This window comes from Leucobacter sp. BZR 635, from assembly GCF_048061935.2.
Taxonomy (GTDB): Bacteria; Actinomycetota; Actinomycetes; order Actinomycetales; family Microbacteriaceae; genus Leucobacter.
Genome location: NZ_JBLUNZ020000036.1, coordinates 33,868 through 52,142, shown reverse-complemented (window position 1 = coordinate 52,142; position 18,275 = coordinate 33,868). Strand labels below are relative to the sequence as shown.

The window sequence follows — 18,275 nt, the reverse complement described above, 5'->3', positions numbered from 1 at the left end:
TTCGACCCCGCAGTCGTCAGCTCCGGCCCGCTCCGCCCCGCACTACTCACACACCGGTAGCGGGCCAGTGGAGGCGAGAATGCGTGGGTCGTTGGCACCTGGCCATGCCTGCCGCTTGATCACGCGCTCACACATGACGGGACTCACGATCTCGCCAGCTACGCCGAGTGCCAACATGACATACTCCGGGTTCTGGATAGCGTCCACATAGGTCTCCCACTCGGCTTCGGGGATCCCCCGGAACCGCACCACGTTATCCCCGAGTACACCCTCTTTGTAGTCGCTCATCATTTGCCCCATGACGCCGACCTCAACGTTCTTAACCTCTCCCACGCCAAGCGGGTGGCTCCGGTCGTCAAACACCGCTGCCGCCGTTGCGATTTCGATGAAACACGGCTCTCCGTCAATGCGAAGTATCTTGTCTCGAGCGGCGTCGAGACCGCACACTGGGCTCGACGCGGGGTAGACCGCGGAGAGCTGGAAGGGAGACACCACGAAGACGGGGTTCGCGGCGCGTTCCGGCGTGAGATTCTCAAGCGTCCCAACGCCACGTTCCAACGCAACGAGCGCGGTAGCAAACCCGGGCTTTTCGTGCGTGACGTCTTTGTCGATCTGAGAAGAAAAAACGGCTTCGATGTCAAGTTTGTACGAGTAGCCGTCTTCGTCGCTGAGCACCGAGCTGCTCACAAAATCAAACGGCGAGGCGGGCTCAGCGGGCGGCTCCTCGACTTCCTCGGCCTTCTCGACCTCATCCAGCTCCACATCCTCTTCCGCCCCTGCGTCAACAGCAGAGGACTCCCCCTCCGCGGGGGAAGACCGCGACGTGCAAGCGGGCAACGCGACGAGCCCGACCAGCACGAGGAGAACGACCACCAGGCGCCGATCTGTGAGGGGCGAGAGCAGACCAGGCATGAGAGTTCCTCCCGAGAACGTGAAGTGAAACGGCCCCCGACAATGGGAGCCATTTCCGAACGTAGCAGCGGGAGTGCCCTCAGAGTTTCCGTCTTGGTCAGTCTCGGAATATCAGGACGGGGATCGAACGCCCCTAGACGAGATACTCGGCGAACCCCGCTCGGATCTTGTTCACCTTCGGCACTGCGACAGCAAGGCAGTAGCCCTGGGTTGGGTTCTTGGCAAAAAAGTCCTGGTGCTCCTCGGGGCCCGCAAAGACCTCACCCAGCGGCGAAATCTCAGTCACCACGCCACCGCCCCAGGCCTCGTTCGCGCGCTCCTTCGCGGCTTCGAAGAGCTCGCGCTGCGCATCATCCGCGTAGAACATCGCCGAGCGGTACTGGGTACCGACGTCGTTGCCCTGCCGGTTGAGCTGCCGCGGGTCGTGCATCGTAAAGAACGCATCGAGCACCACCTCGGCCGGCAATTCGGCCTCGTCAAACTCGACCTCAACGATTTCAGCGTGGCCGGTGAGCCCGGTGCAGACCGCTTCGTAGGTCGGGTTCGGAAACTCTCCCCCGGTGAAGCCTGAGCGCACCGCTCGCACCCCTCGGAGTGCGCGGTATGCCGCGTCGAGGCACCAATAGCAGCCGCCTCCGAGCACAAACGTTGTGGTCATCGTGATTCCTTTCCGCCGTTTTCGCTGGAACCGCCCGCACCGCTGACCCACCAGCTGTCGTTCGGGCCAACCGGTACTCGCCGCTTGTGGTCCGTCGACAGGTACCGCCGCTCGAGGTTCTCGCGCGCGGCGTCCGTTACCTCTTCGCCCCGCAGGTACGCGTCGATCTCAGGGTAGGTCACCCCGAGACTCGACTCGTCGGTCTCGCCGGGCTTGCCGTCGAGCAGATCAGCCGTCGGCACCTTTTCCCACAGCCGGGTTGGCGCTCCCAGGGCACGCAGCATCTGGGCTCCCTGGCTTTTCGTGAGCCCCTGCAGCGGAACCACATCGGCCGCCCCGTCTCCGAATTTCGTGAAGAATCCGGTGATTGCCTCCGCGGCGTGGTCGGATCCGATCACGAGCAGGCCGCGATCCCCCGCGAGACCGTACTGCGCGACCATCCGGGCACGCGCCTTCACATTGCCCTTGTTAAAGTCACTCACGGGTGCCCCCGTGGCATCGCTGAGTGCTGACACCATACCGTCAACCGATTCCGCAATGTTCACCGTCACGGCGTGGTCAGCGTTGATGAAGGAGAGTGCGAGCTGCGCGTCGTCCTCGTCGTGCTGCACACCGTACGGCAGCCGCATTGCCCAGAACTCGGCGTCCGCACCGCGCTCGCGCAGCCGCTCGACCGCGAGCTGCGCGAGCTTGCCGGCGAGCGAGGAATCCTGTCCACCGGAAATCCCGAGCACGTAGCCTCGCACACCCGGGATCCCCGCGGCGTAGTCGGCGAGAAACGCCACCCGTCGTTCGATCTCCGCGTCCACGTCGATCGTGGGGCGCGCGCCCAGCTCGTGAATGATCCGCTGCTGCAATTCGTTCATCACACCAATTCCTCTACGTCCATGAGGCACCGAGGCCCCAACAGCCCTTTCAACTCGCCAAACAGGTCGGAAGAGATCCGCACCCGCTCACGAAGTTCGAACACGCGAACCGCGTGCGGGGTGATGAGGTTGAGACGAATCTCAGAATCACCCGGGTGCCTCCCTAGCATTGCCTGGAATTCTTCCATGAGCGGCTGAGTGGCGCGCGATTCAGTGAGGGTGAGCGTGAGCGCCCCCGCTTCGTCCTGCACCGAAGTGTCGACGCCGCGCACCCCGTAGGCGTGCATCGACATGCCGTCGTCACGAGAGTTGAGTTTGCCCCGGAGCGCCACCACGGAGTCGGGCTGCAGCATCGGCCCAAACTCCTGGTAGGACTTGCCCATGAACAGCGCCTGAATCTCGCCGGTGAAGTCTTCAATCGTTGCCATGCCGTAGAGGTTTCCCGACTTCGCAGTGCGGTGCTGCACGCTCGTGAGCAGGCCGGCGATGACCACGGTCTCGCCGTCGAAGTTTGCGTCTGGGTTCGTCACCTGCTCAACCGTCGCTGAGGCTTCCTTCGCGAGCGTCGTCTCGAGCCCGCGCAGCGGGTGATCCGACACATAGAGCCCGAGCATCTCGCGCTCGAAGGCGAGCTTGTCCTTCTTCGTCCACTCGGGGCGATCAGGCACGAGTGACACAGTCTCGGTGTCGACCCCGGAATCCTCCGCGGCCTCGGCGAAGAGACTGTCGAAGTCAAAGCCGACGTCACCCTTCTCCTCGGCGCGCTTCTCCTTGACAGCGCCCTCAACCGCGCTCTCGTGAATCTCGAGCAGCGCGCGCCTGGTGCCACCGAGGCCGTCGAAGGCCCCAGCCTTGATGAGCGATTCCATGGTGCGCTTGTTCAGCGCGGGCAGGCCCACCTTCTTCAGGTAGTCGTGGAAGCTCACGAAGTCGCCGGACTTCTCGCGGGCTTCGCGCACAGCTTCGACGACGTGCCCGCCGACGTTGCGGATCGCGCCGAGGCCGAAGCGAATATCGTCGCCGACCGCGGCGAAGTTCGCGAACGACTCGTTCACCGCGGGCGGCAGCACCTTGATTCCCATGCGACGGCACTCATTGAGGTAGATCGCGAGCTTGTCTTTCGAGTCGCCGACGCTGGTGAGCAGCGCGGCCATGTATTCGGCCGGATAGTGGGCCTTGAGGTAGGCCGTCCAGTAGCTGACGACGCCGTAGGCAGCCGAGTGCGCCTTGTTGAACGCGTAGTCGGAGAAGGGCAGCAGAATGTCCCACAGCGACTTCACTGCAGCCTCGGAGAAGCCCCGTTCCTTCATGCCGCCAGAGAAGCCCTCGTACTGCTTGTCGAGCTCCGACTTCTTCTTCTTGCCCATCGCGCGACGCAGAATATCTGCTTGGCCGAGCGAGAAGCCCGCCACCTTCTGCGCGATCGACATCACCTGCTCCTGGTAGATGATGAGGCCGTAGGTGGTGCCGAGGATCTCCTGCAGGGGTTCTTCAAGCTCGGGGTGGATCGGCGTGATCGGCTGCAGATTGTTCTTACGGAGCGCGTAGTTCGTGTGTGAGTCCGCGCCCATGGGGCCCGGACGGTACAGCGCGAGCACGGCCGAGATATCTTCGAAGTTATCCGGCTTCATGAGCCGCAGCAGACCGCGCATCGGTCCACCGTCGAGCTGGAACACCCCGAGGGTGTCGCCGCGTGCCAGCAGCTCATAGGAGGGCTGGTCGTCGAGCTCGAGGCGCTCGAGGTCGAGCTCCTCGCCGCGGTTCAGCTGGATGTTCTCGAGCGCATCCGAGATGATCGTGAGGTTTCTGAGCCCCAGGAAGTCCATCTTGATGAGGCCGAGGGTCTCACAGGTCGGGTAGTCGAACTGCGTGACGATCTGGCCGTCTTGCTCGCGCTTCTGCAGCGGGATGATGTCGATAAGCGGATCGCTCGACATGATCACGCCCGCGGCGTGCACGCCCCACTGTCGCTTCAGCCCCTCGAGCCCGAGTGCGGTGTCATACACCTTCTGGGCGTCGGGATCCTCCTGGAGCACCGCGCGGAACTCGGCGGCTTCCTTGTAGCGATCATGCTTCGGATCGGTGATACCCGAGAGCGGAATATCCTTCGCCATCACGGCGGGCGGCATCGCCTTCGTCAGCTTCTCGCCCATGCCGAACGGGAAGCCGAGCACACGCGACGCGTCCTTCAGCGCCTGCTTCGACTTAATCGTGCCGTAAGTCACGATCTGCGCGACGCGCTCATCGCCGTACTTCTCGGTGACGTAGCGGATCACCTCGCCGCGGCGGCGATCATCGAAGTCGACATCGAAGTCGGGCATGGAGACGCGGTCGGGGTTGAGGAAGCGCTCGAAGATGAGCCCGTGCTGCAGCGGGTCGAGGTCGGTGATGCGGAGCGCGTACGCGACCATCGAGCCGGCTCCCGAGCCACGGCCGGGGCCCACGCGGATCCCGTTCTCCTTCGCCCAGTTGATGAAGTCGGCGACGACGAGGAAGTAGCCGGGGAAGCCCATCTGAATGATGACGCCGGTCTCGTACTCCGCCTGCTTGCGGACATCGTCGGGGATGCCGGCCGGGTAGCGGTAGTGCAGCCCTGCCTCCACCTCCTTGATCATCCAGCTGTCCTCGGTCTCGCCCTCGGGCACCGGGAAGCGGGGCATGTAGTTGGCCGAGGTGTTGAAGGTGACTTCACACCGCTCGGCGATGCGGAGCGTGTTGTCGCAGGCCTCGGGGAGGTCACGGAAGATGTGCCGCATCTCCGCGGCGCTCTTCAGGTAGTAGCCAGAGCCGGAGAACTGGAAACGGTTGGGGTCGTCGAGCCGCGATCCCGACTGCACGCACAGCAGCGCAGAGTGCGCCTCCGCATCGCCCTCGTGGACGTAGTGCAGGTCGTTGGTGGCGAGCAGCGGGATCCCGAGATCCTTCGAGATCTTCAGCAGGTCATTCTGCACGCGCCGCTCGATCTCGAGCCCGTGATCCATGATCTCGGCGAAGTAGTTCTCTTTGCCGAAGATGTCCTGGAACTCCGCGGCGGCCTCGCGAGCTTCCTTGTACTGGCCGAGCCGCAGGCGGGTGTGGATCTCGCCCGACGGGCAGCCCGTCGTCGCGATGAGCCCCTTCGAGTAGGTCTGCAGCAGCTCGCGGTCCATGCGCGGCTTGAAGTAGTAGCCTTCGAGCGAGGAATAGCTGGAGAGCCTGAACAGGTTGTGCATGCCCTCGGTCGACTCCGAGAGCATCGTCATGTGCGTGTACGCGCCGGCACCCGAGACGTCGTCGCCGCCCCCGTCGCCCCAGCGCACGCGCGTGCGATCGGAGCGGTGCGTGCCGGGGGTGACGTACGCCTCGATGCCGATGATCGGCTTCACGCCAGCGTCGTTCGCCGAACTCCAGAAGTCGAACGCACCGAAGGTGTTGCCGTGGTCGGTGATTGCGACCGCAGGCATGCCCTGCTCGGCGACCGCTTGAACAAGCGGCTTCACACGGGCAGCACCGTCGAGCATCGAGTACTCGCTGTGGACGTGGAGGTGAACGAAACCGTCAGAATCCGACACTCATGAGCCCCTTTCGAAGACCATTCAAGGGTACCCCCTCGAGTGCAATCGCGTACCCAGCGTCGCCAGGTGGGCGCGCCCGTTGCGGGCGGGAGGGGGGCGCGGCGGCGCGGCGCGGCTCGGCGCGGCTCAGCGGCTCGGCGGCTCGGCGCGACGCGGGTGCGGGATCGCGGTACAGTGGCGCGGCGGCGCGGGGGCGGGATCGCGGTACAGCGGCGCGCCCGTCGCGGGAGCGCGCCCTTCCCGTCTTCCCCACCCCGTTTTTCCTTTCCGAGCCTTCTGCGGCCCGTATTAGCCTCACGCAGGAAAAATAGGGTCAGAGAGGGCGGAATTTCGGTGGGGTGCTCGGCGCGGCGGGCGGGCGCTGCGAGGCTCCGCCGGGCAGGGGCAAGCAGGCAAGCAGGCCCAGCCAACCAGCGCGCAAGCCCTCCACGAGCTAGATGTCGAGGACGTCTATGGCGTGCTGCAGGTCCGCAGGGTAGACGGATTCGAACTCGACGGGCTCGCCGGTTCCCGGGTGGCGGAAGCCGAGGCGCATAGCGTGCAGCCACTGGCGGGTCAGCCCGAGTCGGTCAGAGAGCGTGGGATCGGCACCGTACATGGTGTCGCCGACGCAGGGATGGCGCTGCGCCGACATGTGCACGCGGATCTGGTGGGTGCGGCCCGTCTCGAGTTCCACCTCAAGCAGCGTCGCGAACGGGTAGGCCTCGACGGTTTCGTAGTGTGTGATCGACGGCTTGCCGTCGCTCGTCACCGCGAACTTCCACTCGTGCCCCGGGTGTCGCCCGATAGCTCCCTCAATGGTTCCGGAGAAGGGATCCGGGTGCCCCTGCACAACCGCGTGGTAAATCTTCGTGACTTCCCGGTCACGGAAGGCGCGTTTGAGCAGGCTGTAGGCGCGCTCGCTCTTTGCGACCGCCATGAGACCGCTGGTGCCCGCGTCGAGGCGGTGCACGATTCCCTGCCGCTCGGGAGGGCCCGAGGTAGCGATGCGGTACCCGGCACCGGCGAGCGCGCCGAGGACCGTCGGCCCGGTCCACCCCAGCGAGGGGTGCGCCGCGACACCGGCGGGCTTGTCGATCACCACAAAGTCGTCATCGTCATAGACAATGCCGAGCTCGGGAAGGTGCACGGGAACCACGGTGGGTTCGGCCTTTTCCACCCAGCTGACCTCGAGGAGCGCACCGGCGCTGAGCCGGTCGGACTTCGCGACCGTCACCCCGTCGAGGGCAACGCCCCCGGCCGCGATGACTTCTTGGGCATAGCTGCGGGAGAATCCAAGCAGTTTTGCGAGCGCAGCATCTGCACGCTCCCCCGCGAGCCCCTCGGGCACGGGAAGACTACGGTGTTCCACCCTCAGACCTTTCACTGGATTCACCAGGAGTATTCGGATCAGGATCGGCGGCGGGCGAGCCAGCGGGCGTCTCGGCAACATCCGTCACACCAGCATCCGTCGCACCAGCAGCCGTCGCACCAGCAGCAGCCTGCTTCGCTTCGAGCGCTGCAGCTTCCTTCGCAGCCCGGTCGGCGCGAGTCTCTCGGCCGCCCTCGATCGAGAAGCCGAAGAGGGTGATGAGCACGAAGAGGATCATGCCGCTCACGATGCCGATGTCAGCGATGTTGTAGATCGCGGGCATCATCCACGGCGTGAAGATGAAGTCGATGACGTGACCCTCCGGGAACCCGGGTTCGCGCGTCAATCGGTCGGTCAGGTTACCGAGCACGCCGCCGAGCAGGAGGCCGAGGAAGAGCGCCCACGGGACCGAGCGAAGCCTGCGAATCTGCCAGATAATCACGCCGACGACGACCGCGGAGAGGATCGTGAAGATCCAGGTCTGCCCACTCGCGATAGAGAAGGCCGCCCCGGGGTTTCGCACGAAGTGCCACTGCAGGAAATTGCCGAGCACCGGCACGGTCTGGCCCTCAGGGAGCGTTGCAACGACCCAGTTCTTCACGAGCTGATCGCTCACGAGCACGGTGAGCGCCACCACAATGAGCAGCAGCGGCACGAGAACCCGGCGAGGGGTGCTCGATGCCGCTGCTACGGAAGGTTTTGTGTTCACCCTCGATTTACTCGAGGCCCTCAGGCCTCACGAGCGGCTCGGGCGAGCTGTCGAGATCGCGGAGCTGCGACTGGATGTACGAGCGGAGCGTCGAGCGGTACTCGCTCTCGAAGCCGCGGAGCTCGGCCACGACCTGGTTGAGCTTCTCCATCTCGTCGCTGTGTGCGCGCAGTTCGTCGGTGCGGCGCTTCTGCGCCTCTTCGACGAGCTCGCGAGCGGTGCGCTCGGCGTCGTCAACCATCTGCGTGCTCTTGGTCTGCGCGGCGGTGATGAGTTCGTCGCGAGTGGTCTCGCCCTCGCTCACGTACTTGTCGTGCAGTTCGAGTGCCATCTGGAGCATCGCGCTCGACTTGATGGCGTCGGGGCGCTGCGCGCCTGCGTCCTCTGCCTCGACGGTTTCTTCGGGCTCGGGAGCAACAGCTGCCGCGGCCACGGGGGCGTCGACGACGATGGTCTCCTCGGAAGGATTCAGGGAGCCGCGCTCTTCGAGCTGTGCGGTGAGCTCGGCGATCTTCGCCTCGAGCTCCTGCTTCTCGGCGTCGCGCTGGCGGATCTCTTCGACGACCGTGTCCAGGAAGTCATCGACCTGATCGAGATCGTAGCCATCACGGAACTTCGTGATCGTGAACTTCTGATTCACTACGTCTTCAGGAGTTAGGGCCATCGTTAAATCTCTTTCTGTCGGAAGGATCGCTCGCGCGATCAACACATCAACGCTAGCAAACTCTCAATGAGCTTACGGTGTTTATACCCAGCTCGGGATAATCCGGATCAAAATGATGCAGGCAAACATCGTGAGAAACCAGCCAAGATCAATGGCTACCTGCCCAAGCCGGATGGGGGGAAGAATTTTACGGAACATGCGAATGGGAGGATCCGTCACCGTAAATACGGCTTCAACGATGACGGCGAGCACACCCTTGGGTCGGAACCCCCGGGCAAGCACCATTACCCAGTCAAGGATAAAACGCGCCCACAGCAGCAGGACGAAGAGCCGCAGTGCGATAACGACTACGGTTCCGGCAACGTACAGTATTTCCACTATGCGGAGGGTGCTACAAAGAACGAGCCGTCAGTTTCGCCGGCAGGCTCCCCTGTTCCTACCTCGATGTGCTCGGGCGTGAGCAGGAAGACCTTGCTCGTCACCCGCTCGATGCGCCCGTTCAGGCCGAGCGTGAGGCCGCTCGAGAAATCGATCAGTCGCTTCGCCTCGTCGTCGCTCATCCGTGAGAGGTTCATGATGACGGGAACTCCGTCTCGGAAACTCTCTGCGATGACCTGCGCGTCGCGGTAGGCGGTCGGGTGAACGGTGAAGATCTCGTTCATCGCCTGCGGTGCCTGCGAGCGCACGGGGGTAACCCGCCGGAGCGGGGCAACCGCCGGGCGAGCAGCGGGGCTCTGCTTGGCCGCGGGAGCGGAGGGTGCCGGCTCGCGCTCAGGCGCAGCCTGCTCGACCGTCTCCTCCTCGAGGCCTTCCTCGGCTAGTCCGAGGAACACCATTGTCTTCTTCAACGGGTTGCTCATCTGTTCTCCCAACGGTTGTATTGCCTCGACACTACCGGGCAAGGGGCCGGTTTCCGGTGATTGCGCTGCCGATTCGCAGGTGTGTCGCACCCGCCGCAATCGCCTCTGCGTAGTCGTGCGTCATGCCCGCTGAAATCGCGGTCGCTGCTGGGGCGAGGGCGCGAACACGCTCGGAGTAGCCGGCTAAGCGTGCGAACGCTTCTGCTGCGGGCTCCTCGAGCGGCGCGACCGCCATCACTCCGCGGAGGTTGAGCGCCTCAGCCGAGAGGATCTGCTCGCTGAGCGACTCGATCTCGCTCGGGGCGGCACCGCCGCGTCCGGGATCATCGGTGAGGTTGATCTGCAGGAACACGTCAAGCTTGCGGTCGACGTTCGCGAGCGCGTCGACGAGACGTGCGCGGTCGATCGAATGGATCGCCGACGCGTACTGCGCAGCCTGCCGCGCCTTCTTCGTCTGGAGCTGGCCGATGTAGTGCCAGTTCACGTCGACGTCTGCAAGCTCGGCCGCTTTGTCCTGCGCCTCCTGATGGCGGTTCTCTCCGACATCGGTGACGCCGAGCTCGGCGAGGGCACGAACGAGGCTTGCGGGGTGAAACTTGGTGACAACGATGAGGGTGGTTTCACCCGCGTCTCTCCCAGCGGCAGCGCACGCGGCGGCGATGCCGCCGCGCACGTCTTCCAGTCGCTCAGCAAGCCCGTCGTACCCGGCAAGCGCGTCGGTCACACTCACGCTGCTCGCCTACCTCAGGAACGCGGGGATGTCGAGATCGTCGTCATCGTCGCCGTCGAACGCGGGATCGCGCAGCTGTTCCTCGACGGGAGGATGCGCGAGCGCTCCACCAAACTCACCGGGCTCGACAGCCGGAACGGCGTCGGCCTGCGGAAGTCGCGGGGTGCTCGCGAGGGCGGCGCTGACCGCGCTGGCCTCTTCGATGCTCTCAACGTGGCCTGCGCGGCGACCGCGGTCGGCATTCGCGCGCGACTGCCCGGCGGGCTCCTCGTCGAAGCCGGCCGCGATGACGGTCACGCGCACCTCGTCGCCGAGGGTCTCGTCGATGACGGTACCAAAGATGATGTTTGCTTCCGGGTGCACGACGTCCTGCACGAGCGTGGAGGCTTCGGTGATCTCGCTGAGGGCGAGGTTCGAGGAGCCCTGGATCGAGAACAGCACGCCGTGCGCACCCTCAATCGATGCTTCAAGCAGCGGTGAGGCGACGGCGAGCTCAGCGGCCTTGATCGCACGGTCGGCACCGCGCGCCGAGCCGATGCCCATGAGCGCCGAGCCTGCGCCCTGCATCACGGACTTCACGTCTGCGAAGTCGAGGTTGATGAGGCCGGGCGTGGTGATGAGGTCAGTAATGCCCTGCACACCGGCGAGCAGCACCTGGTCGGCCGCTGCGAAGGCGTCGATCATGCTGATCCCGGGCTCGCTGATCTCGAGCAGGCGGTCGTTCGGAACGACGATGAGCGTGTCCACGGCCTCGCGGAGCGTGTTCACGCCCGCGTCTGCCTGTGCCGCGCGGCGCTTGCCCTCGAAGCTGAATGGCCTCGTGACGACGCCGATGGTCAGGGCGCCAATCGACTTCGCGATTCGCGCGACAACGGGGGCTGCGCCGGTTCCGGTGCCACCACCCTCACCCGCGGTAACGAAGACCATGTCTGCGCCTGCGAGGGCTTCTTCGATCTCTTCGGCGTGATCCTCTGCGGCGCGACGGCCGACCTCGGGATCGGCGCCGGCGCCGAGCCCGCGCGTGAGTTCGCGACCCACATCAAGCTTCACGTCGGCGTCGCTGAGGAGCAGCGCCTGAGCATCGGTGTTCACCGCGATGAATTCGACGCCGCGAAGGCCGAGCTCGATCATGCGGTTGACCGCGTTGACGCCGCCGCCACCGACTCCCACAACCTTGATCACCGCGAGGTAGTTCTGGTTCATGGCCACCTGGTCCCCTCAACTCTAAAGTACTAGCAACATTAAAGTTCTAGTTGAACTTCAAAGTTAGTATTGCCGTATACGCTTTCGTGTCAACGTTAGGGGCCATGGCCCACACTGCCCCGCCGACACGCCGCGAAGCTACCTGAAGATCGGCGAGTCGGTCGAGGAGACGTCAATATGGCTCACTGGACGCTCGCCGAGCGAGGTGAGCATCGCCTCCAGAATGAGCGACTTGCGACGCGTCTCTTCGGGATTTCCCCAGAACACTTCGACACCGCTGGCGAGCTGGAACGTGACGTCTTGCCCGCTCTTCGAGTCCACCGAGGTGATCTGGCCTCGGAGCGCCGTGGGCATGTCGCGCACGATCTGCGCCGCGGCAAGGAACCCCTCCGAGGACGTGCTGCGCAGCCCGTCACCCCCGAGAGGAACCCCCTCAGGGCGCTCCGGGGCCTCCCCCACGAGCACCCCCGCCGCGTCATACATGCGGAAGACGCCGTCTGTCTCGAGTGCGATCACGGGAACGCGCTCTTCGATGCGGACAATGAGCGTCTTCGGAGGCACCCGCTCAACTGCGTAGCGCTGGATCAGGGGAAAGGTCTCGAGCGCCCGCAGCACCGCATTCTCGTCGACGAGGGCGAGCGGCACTCCTTCGAACTCTGACAGTGCCCGCTGCACGTCTTCGACGTTCACGGTGGTGGCACCCTCGACCTTGATGTCGCGCACCGCCATCACCGGCGTGAATGTTCCGAGAAGCACAAAGAGTACGAGCCCGGCAACTGTTCCGAGTGCGATGAACACACGCCGGCGCGCGCGCCGCGAGGCTGCGGTGAAGCGGCGCGTCTCGCGCCGCAGTCGCCGCTTGTTCTGGCGCTCGGCAGCGCGCAACCGCTTCTGCGCTGCGCGTACCGGGTCAACCGGCCTCGGCTCGCGCAGAGTCGCCAGCATGCCGCCCGCGCCAGCCGGTGCGAGCGCCTGAGTCTCGGTGAGGTCCGCGGCATCCGAGAGGCCAGCGGAGCCAGAGGGACCGGCACCGCCGCGAACGGCACCACGATCTGGAAGTATGTCGCGGTCAGCGATCAAGCCAGCGTCAGAGAGCATGCCCGTGTCTGGGATAACGTCGGTGTCAGCAGTCGCGTCAGTCGCTGAAGCGCCGTCGGAGCCAGTCGAGCCCGCAGCGTGCAAAGAGCCACCAGCTCCCGAGGGCTGAGCAGCACCCGCAGGATGAGCAGCCCCGGGCTGCGTGCGAGCGTCCGTCGCCCGCGCTGGCCTGCCGGCAGTCAGGCGGTCGAGCACTCCGGGACGGGACGGCGGGGCGTCCGGCACCTCCCGCGCGCTATCAGCACGATCCTGCCCGGAGGCACGATCCTGCTCGGAGGCCCGATCCTGCTTCGAGGCCCGCTCCGCGCGCCCAGATCGAGCCGGGCGCCCAGCTCCGTCAGTGTCGGGCTCGCGCCCGGCACCGCTGTCGAACCCTCCCGGTCGTTTCATCGAGCGCCGTGCGTCTCGCTCGCGGCGGGCCCGTTCGCGTCAAGGCTCCCCACACCGGCGCCGCCCGCTGCAGCCGCTGGCGATGCCCCCAGCGCGTCCGCGAGCCGCGGCACGATCTGGTAGACCGTGCCAGCGCCGACGACCAGCACGAGGTCTCCGGGCTGGGTCAGCTCGACGACCTGGGCGGCTGCGCGGCCCCAGTCGTCGACGTAGCTCGCGCGGCTCTGGTCGGCGAACGCCTGCGTGACGATTTCGCCGGTGGTCGTCGGATCCGGTGCCTCCCGCACCCCGTCGATCTCCAGCACGATCGTGTGGTCGGCGGCAGCGAACGCCGCGGCAAACTCGCGGTGGAAGGTGCGTGTGCGGCTGTAGAGGTGCGGCTGGTGAACCACGATGAGTTGCCCGTCGCCCGCCACCGAGCGTGCGGAGTCGAGGAGCGCCTCTACCTCTGTCGGGTGGTGGGCGTAGTCGTCGTAGAGCCTGACACCGCCGGGCTCGCCGTGAAACTCGAAGCGGCGATGCGTTCCCGTAAACCCTGCCACGGCCTTGAGTGAGGCCGCGGGGTCGAAGCCGAGGCCGGTGAGCACGGCGACAGCGCCGGCCGCGTTCACCGCGTTATACCGGCCGAACACGCCGAGCTTTTCGCTGAAGCGCGCGCCGTCGATCTCGAGCTCGAGCACGGCGAGGCCGCCGGTGTGCACAGCGTGGATCCGCACGTCAGCGGAATCGGCGAACCCAAAGGTGCGCACGGGAACAGCGCGAGCGCCGGCATGCCCCGCACCCTCGGCATCCTCGGCGCCCTCGGCGCCCTCGGCACGCAGCGTCTCGAGCACCTCGAGCGCGCCCGGGTCGTCGGCCGAGATGACGAGCAGTTCGCTCGCGCCCCGGGCGAACTCGACGAACGCGGCCATAAAGTTCTCGCGCGAACCGAAGAAATCGAGGTGCTCCGGGTCGACGTTGGTCACGAGCGCAACCTGGGTGTCGTAGATGAGGAACGACTTGTCACTCTCATCGGCCTCGATCACAAACAGGTCGTCGGTGCCAGCGGCTGAGGCCGCGCCGATCCCCGCGATGACGCTGCCGTTCACGAACGAGGGATCCTGCCCCAGACCGCGCAGCGCGGTCGCGAGCATGCCTGTGGACGTGGTCTTGCCGTGTGCGCCGGCGACCGCGACGAGGCGCTGCGAGCGGGCGAGCCAGGCGAGCGCCTGCGAGCGGTGCAGCACGGGGATGCCGCGCTCACGCGCACGCAGGTACTCGGGGTTGTCGGGCGAGAGCGCTCCGGTGACGACGAGCGTGTCGGCCTCGCCGACGTTGTCGGCCGCGTGTCCCACTGCCACGGGCACGCCGGCCGCTTCGAGCGCCTGTGTGCTGTAGTTCGATCCGCGATCGGAGCCGGTGACCGGCACCCCCGCCGCGTGCATCATGTGCGCGATCGCGCTCATGCCCGCCCCACCGATGCCGACGAAGTGCACCCGCCCGAGGTTCTCGGGAATCTCAAGCTCGAGATCGGGGTAGATCATCAGGGTGCCTCCTCAGCGCGTTGGGGTGGCACGCGCGTGCGCGCGGGCTTCTGCCCGGGCATTCGCGTGCCAAACCAAGCGTACCGCGCAGACCGCCGGAGGGGCTGCAGCCCACAGGCAGGTCTGCCAGCCCAACCGCAGCAGGCCGCCGGCCCGTGGCAGCGAGTCCAGCCGCTAGCTAGCTAGCTCGCTCGCTCGGGGCTTCGACAGGGCTCGCCGCGCGGCCCGATCGGAACGTGCGGGTCGCCGTCGCGTGCGCGTCGCGCTCGCTCGGCACGAGCGGCACGGCGATGAGCGGCGCGATCGCCACCAGAGCGAGCACGGTCGGCACCCCGAGCACGGCGATGAGCGCGCCGATCGCCGGCGGCAGCAGCCCCGAGGCCAAGAACTGGCCGGTGTTCTGTGCGCCGAGCGCGCGGCCCGACCACCGCGGCCCGGCGATCTCGGCGACCGCGGTAAACGCGAGTCCGTTGTCGGCGACGCTCACGCAGCTCACAAGCACGTAGACGATCGCGGCGGGGATGGCCCAGTCGGCCCACCCGAATGCCGCGGCGACGATAAGCAGCGCGGCGCAGGCAACCGCGATGATTCTGATGGGCCGAAGCCGGGACCCGGCTCTGTCGCTCCAGCTGCCGGCCAGGATCCGCCCGCCTGCCCCGATGAGCTGCGCTGCAGCGACGAGCGCGCCGGCGGCGAGCTCGCTCCAGCCGAAGCCGATCACGAACCACACCAGCCCAAACGAGGTGAGCACGAACTGCGGAATGACGAGCAGCACTGACACGGCGTGGATGCGGGCAAGCGTGCCCGACTCACGGTACGGGTTGCTGCTCACCGCCGCCAGCTTCTGAGCGGGGATCTGTGGGTCGACGACGACCGCCGCGCAGGCGATGAGGCTCAGCAGAGTGAGCGCACCACCAAAGGCGAGCGCCGCAGCCACGCCCCAGGCGTTTGCCAGCGCGGGAACGGCGAGTGCTGCGATGGCCATGCCCACGGGCTGGCATGTCTGCCGGATGCCCATCGCGAAGCCCCGGCGCTCGACCGGGAACCAGCCGGTGATGAGCCGGCCGCTCGCGTTGTTGATGCAGGCGGACATCGCGCCGCTCGCGACGAGGGCGACGCCCAGCCAGACAAACCCAGGCGCGAACGCGGCGGCAGCCATCGAGGCGCCGACGGCGAGGGTGGTGAGGCTGAGCCCGGTGAGGATCACCCTGCGTTCGCCGAATCGGTCGGTGAGCGCGCCCCACGCGATGAGGGTGAGGACGAGACCGAGGCTCGGGGCGCCCGCGAGCATGCCCGCGCTCGCGAGGCTCATGCCCTGCTCCGCGTGGAGGTACGGGATGAGGAAGGCGGGTGTCGCGGTGACGACGGTCGTGGATGCCTGCCCCAAGACCATGACGGCGAGCATCGCCCACGAGCGGGGCGCGATTGCGGCAGCGTTCACCCGGTGGCTATCGTGCGGCAAGAGCTTCGCGCACGAGGTCGTAGAGCCTGGCGGTGCCGTCGAGTGCGCCGGCGCCGCGCGCCCGCTCGGACATCTCGCGCAGCCGGGCACTGTCGCCGAGCAGCGGCAGCAGTGTGCCGTTCACCCACGCGGGGGTGAGCTCGGCGTCGTCGACAATGAGTGCTCCCCCGGCTCCGACGACGCCTGCCGCGTTCGCCCGCTGCTCGCCGTTGCCGTGGCTGAGGGGCACGAATACCGCGGGGACGCCGAGGCCGGCGAGCTCGCTGACGGTGGTGGATCCGGCACGCGAGATCGCGAGGTCGCAGGCGGCGAAGGCGAGGTCCATGCGGTCGCAGTATTCGATGACCTGGTAGCCGGGCACGCCCGGGTCTTCGATCTCGGTGAGCCCGCCCCAGACGTGCAGCACCTGCACGCCTGCGTCGACGATCGCCTGCGCGGAGCTCGAGATGCCGCGGTTGATTGCGCGCGCGCCGAGGGATCCCCCGGTCACGAGCAGCGTCGGCCGGTCCGCGTCGAAGCCGAAGTGTGCGCGCGCCTCGCCGCGCAGCGCGGCGAGGTCGAGCTGCTCGATCTCGGGCCGCAGCGGCATTCCGGTGACGCGCGCGTGCGCGATGGGTGTGCCCGCGAAGGTGACGCCCACGTATTCGGTCGAGCGCGCGCCAAGCTTGTTCGCCATCCCGGGTTTCGCGTTCGCCTCGTGGATCACCGAGGGCACGCCCTCCTTGGCCGCCGCGCGGTACGCGGGGGCTGAGGCGTAGCCGCCGAAGCCGACAACGACGTCAACGGATCGGTCGCGAATGATCTCGCGCACCTCCCTGATCGTGCGGAAGTACTTTGCGGGAAACGTGAGCGCGTAGCCGTTGGGGCGCCGCGGAAACGGCAGCCTGTCGATTGTCGTGAGCTCGTAGCCGCGCTCGGGGACCAGGCGGGCTTCGAGGCCCTCTTTGGTGCCGAGCACGATGATCTCAGCGTCTGCCTCGCGGAGGCGGATCCGATCTGCGAGTGCGAGCAGCGGATTCACATGCCCGGCGGTGCCGCCGCCGGCGAGGAGGTAGGTCGTCATAGCTACTATCGTGCCACGGATGGCGAGCCAGCAATTTCCTCCTGGTAGAGCTTCGCGTCACGGGCGATTGAAATCACGACGCCCATCGTCACCAAACACGACACGAGCGCGGTTCCGCCCGAGCTAATGAGCGGCAAAGGAACACCGAGCACGGGGAACAGCCGGATGACGACACCGATGTTGATGAACGCCTGGCCGACGATCCAGACGAGCGCACCGCCAACGACGGCGCGGCCAAAGCGGTCGCGGGATCGCGAGATAACGCGCAGCATGAGCACCGCGAGCCCGATGAACAGCCCGATGACGAGCATCGCTCCGACGAAGCCGAGTTCCTCACCGATGATCGCAAAAATGTAGTCGTTGTCAGCCGCGGGCAGCCAGCTCCACTTTGCCTTCGAGCCCCCGAGCCCGACGCCGAAGACGCCGCCGTTGGCGAGCGCCCAGAGGCCGTGCTGCGGCTGCCAGCCAAGGTTCGAGTAGTCGGAGCCGCCCCCGGCGTGTTCGAAGAGCCTGTCCATGCGGTTCTGGCTCGTCACAACGAAGAAGACCACGGCGAGCAGCCCGCCGAGCACGATGATGCCGAGCGTCTTCCAGCTCACCCCGCCGAAGTACATTGCCCCGATCACGAGGGCCGCCATGATGATGACGGTTCCGAGGTCTCGGCCGGCGAGCACGAGCCCAAGGGCGAGCAGCGCGCCCGGGAAGATAATCGGGATGAGCTCGTGCGAGACCTTGCCGAGCAGCTTCTCTTTCTTGAGCAGCACGGCACCGATCCACACAACGAGCGCGAGCTTCAGCGCCTCAGACGGCTGGCCCTGCACGGTGCCGATCGCCAGCCAGTTGCGGTTACCACCGGCGGAGAACCCGAGCGGGGTGAAGACGAGCAGCTGCAGCAGCAGCCCCGCGCCGAAGAACCACCAGGCCCAGCGCTTCCAGAAGTCGAGTTTGCGGGTCGCCGCGAACACCATGAGTGGCAGGCCGATCGCGGCGAACAGCATCTGCCGCCAAAACACCCCGAGGAAGCCCTGGTCTTGGGTGTAGGAGGTGATCGACGAGGCCGACAGCACCATGATGAGGCCGATGCCGGTGAGGAACAGGGTGATGCCCCACAGCAGCGCGACCGTCTTGTCGTTGCCTGTCTTCACGCCCGCGCCGAGCGAGATCCGCGCGCCAGTGACGGGGGGTTGCGGCTGCTCGCCGCCCTCCCCTGGCCTCCCGGCCCGCCCGGCCAT

At 66.5% G+C, this 18,275-nt stretch carries 16 protein-coding genes; all 16 read right to left on the bottom strand.

Translation table 11 applies throughout. The features are described 5' to 3' along the window. Positions 1-42: 42 nt before the first annotated feature. Positions 43-912: a hypothetical protein gene (locus tag ACI1US_RS07195; RefSeq protein WP_461639353.1), complete on the bottom strand. Its 870-nt coding sequence runs from the start codon at positions 910-912 to the stop codon at positions 43-45. Positions 913-1,045: 133 nt separating this feature from the next. Beyond that, entirely contained in the window at positions 1,046-1,570 is a 525-nt protein-coding gene (gene msrA / locus ACI1US_RS07190) for a peptide-methionine (S)-S-oxide reductase MsrA (protein ID WP_461639351.1), read from the bottom strand. Next, on the bottom strand, positions 1,567-2,436 hold the full coding sequence (gene nadE / locus ACI1US_RS07185) for an ammonia-dependent NAD(+) synthetase (protein ID WP_416549481.1): 870 nt from the start codon (positions 2,434-2,436) through the stop codon (positions 1,567-1,569). Before nadE ends, msrA begins: the two co-directional genes overlap by 4 nt. Then, positions 2,436-5,936 carry a DNA polymerase III subunit alpha gene (gene dnaE / locus ACI1US_RS07180; protein WP_416549480.1) on the bottom strand — a complete coding sequence of 1,167 codons (3,501 nt, stop codon included), beginning with the start codon at positions 5,934-5,936 and terminating at the stop codon, positions 2,436-2,438. The genes nadE and dnaE overlap by 1 nt, the downstream gene beginning before the upstream one ends. 487 nt (positions 5,937-6,423) lie before the next feature. After that, positions 6,424-7,341 (bottom strand): RluA family pseudouridine synthase, encoded by a 918-nt coding sequence (locus tag ACI1US_RS07175; RefSeq protein ID WP_461639349.1) that lies wholly within the window; start codon positions 7,339-7,341, stop codon positions 6,424-6,426. Continuing rightward, the gene (gene lspA, locus ACI1US_RS07170) at positions 7,328-8,050 is read right to left on the bottom strand and encodes a signal peptidase II (RefSeq protein WP_461639347.1); all 723 of its coding nucleotides are present in this window, start codon (positions 8,048-8,050) and stop codon (positions 7,328-7,330) included. The genes ACI1US_RS07175 and lspA overlap by 14 nt, the downstream gene beginning before the upstream one ends. Positions 8,051-8,057: 7 nt before the next feature. Then, entirely contained in the window at positions 8,058-8,714 is a 657-nt protein-coding gene (locus ACI1US_RS07165) for a DivIVA domain-containing protein (protein WP_416549477.1), read from the bottom strand. 81 nt (positions 8,715-8,795) lie between these two features. Further along, positions 8,796-9,092, bottom strand: a complete 297-nt coding sequence (locus tag ACI1US_RS07160) for a YggT family protein (RefSeq protein WP_416549476.1) — start codon at positions 9,090-9,092, stop codon at positions 8,796-8,798. Further along, complete coding sequence (locus ACI1US_RS07155; protein WP_416549475.1) at positions 9,092-9,574, bottom strand: cell division protein SepF; 483 nt, start codon at positions 9,572-9,574, stop codon at positions 9,092-9,094. Before ACI1US_RS07155 ends, ACI1US_RS07160 begins: the two co-directional genes overlap by 1 nt. Before the next feature lie 31 nt (positions 9,575-9,605). Then, positions 9,606-10,304 carry a YggS family pyridoxal phosphate-dependent enzyme gene (locus ACI1US_RS07150; protein WP_416549474.1) on the bottom strand — a complete coding sequence of 233 codons (699 nt, stop codon included), beginning with the start codon at positions 10,302-10,304 and terminating at the stop codon, positions 9,606-9,608. 9 nt (positions 10,305-10,313) lie between these two features. Next, positions 10,314-11,513, bottom strand: coding sequence for a cell division protein FtsZ (gene ftsZ / locus ACI1US_RS07145; RefSeq protein WP_416549473.1), 1,200 nt, complete (start codon positions 11,511-11,513; stop codon positions 10,314-10,316). A gap of 132 nt (positions 11,514-11,645) precedes the next feature. Then, entirely contained in the window at positions 11,646-12,995 is a 1,350-nt protein-coding gene (locus ACI1US_RS07140) for an FtsQ-type POTRA domain-containing protein (RefSeq protein WP_461639343.1), read from the bottom strand. Next, positions 12,992-14,518, bottom strand: a complete 1,527-nt coding sequence (gene murC, locus ACI1US_RS07135) for a UDP-N-acetylmuramate--L-alanine ligase (RefSeq protein ID WP_461639341.1) — start codon at positions 14,516-14,518, stop codon at positions 12,992-12,994. Before murC ends, ACI1US_RS07140 begins: the two co-directional genes overlap by 4 nt. A 178-nt stretch (positions 14,519-14,696) precedes the next feature. Continuing rightward, complete coding sequence (locus ACI1US_RS07130; RefSeq protein WP_461639339.1) at positions 14,697-15,959, bottom strand: MFS transporter; 1,263 nt, start codon at positions 15,957-15,959, stop codon at positions 14,697-14,699. A 7-nt stretch (positions 15,960-15,966) separates the two neighbouring features. Then, on the bottom strand, positions 15,967-17,043 hold the full coding sequence (locus tag ACI1US_RS07125) for a UDP-N-acetylglucosamine--N-acetylmuramyl-(pentapeptide) pyrophosphoryl-undecaprenol N-acetylglucosamine transferase (protein WP_416549470.1): 1,077 nt from the start codon (positions 17,041-17,043) through the stop codon (positions 15,967-15,969). A gap of 5 nt (positions 17,044-17,048) precedes the next feature. Continuing rightward, complete coding sequence (locus ACI1US_RS07120; protein WP_416549469.1) at positions 17,049-18,275, bottom strand: FtsW/RodA/SpoVE family cell cycle protein; 1,227 nt, start codon at positions 18,273-18,275, stop codon at positions 17,049-17,051.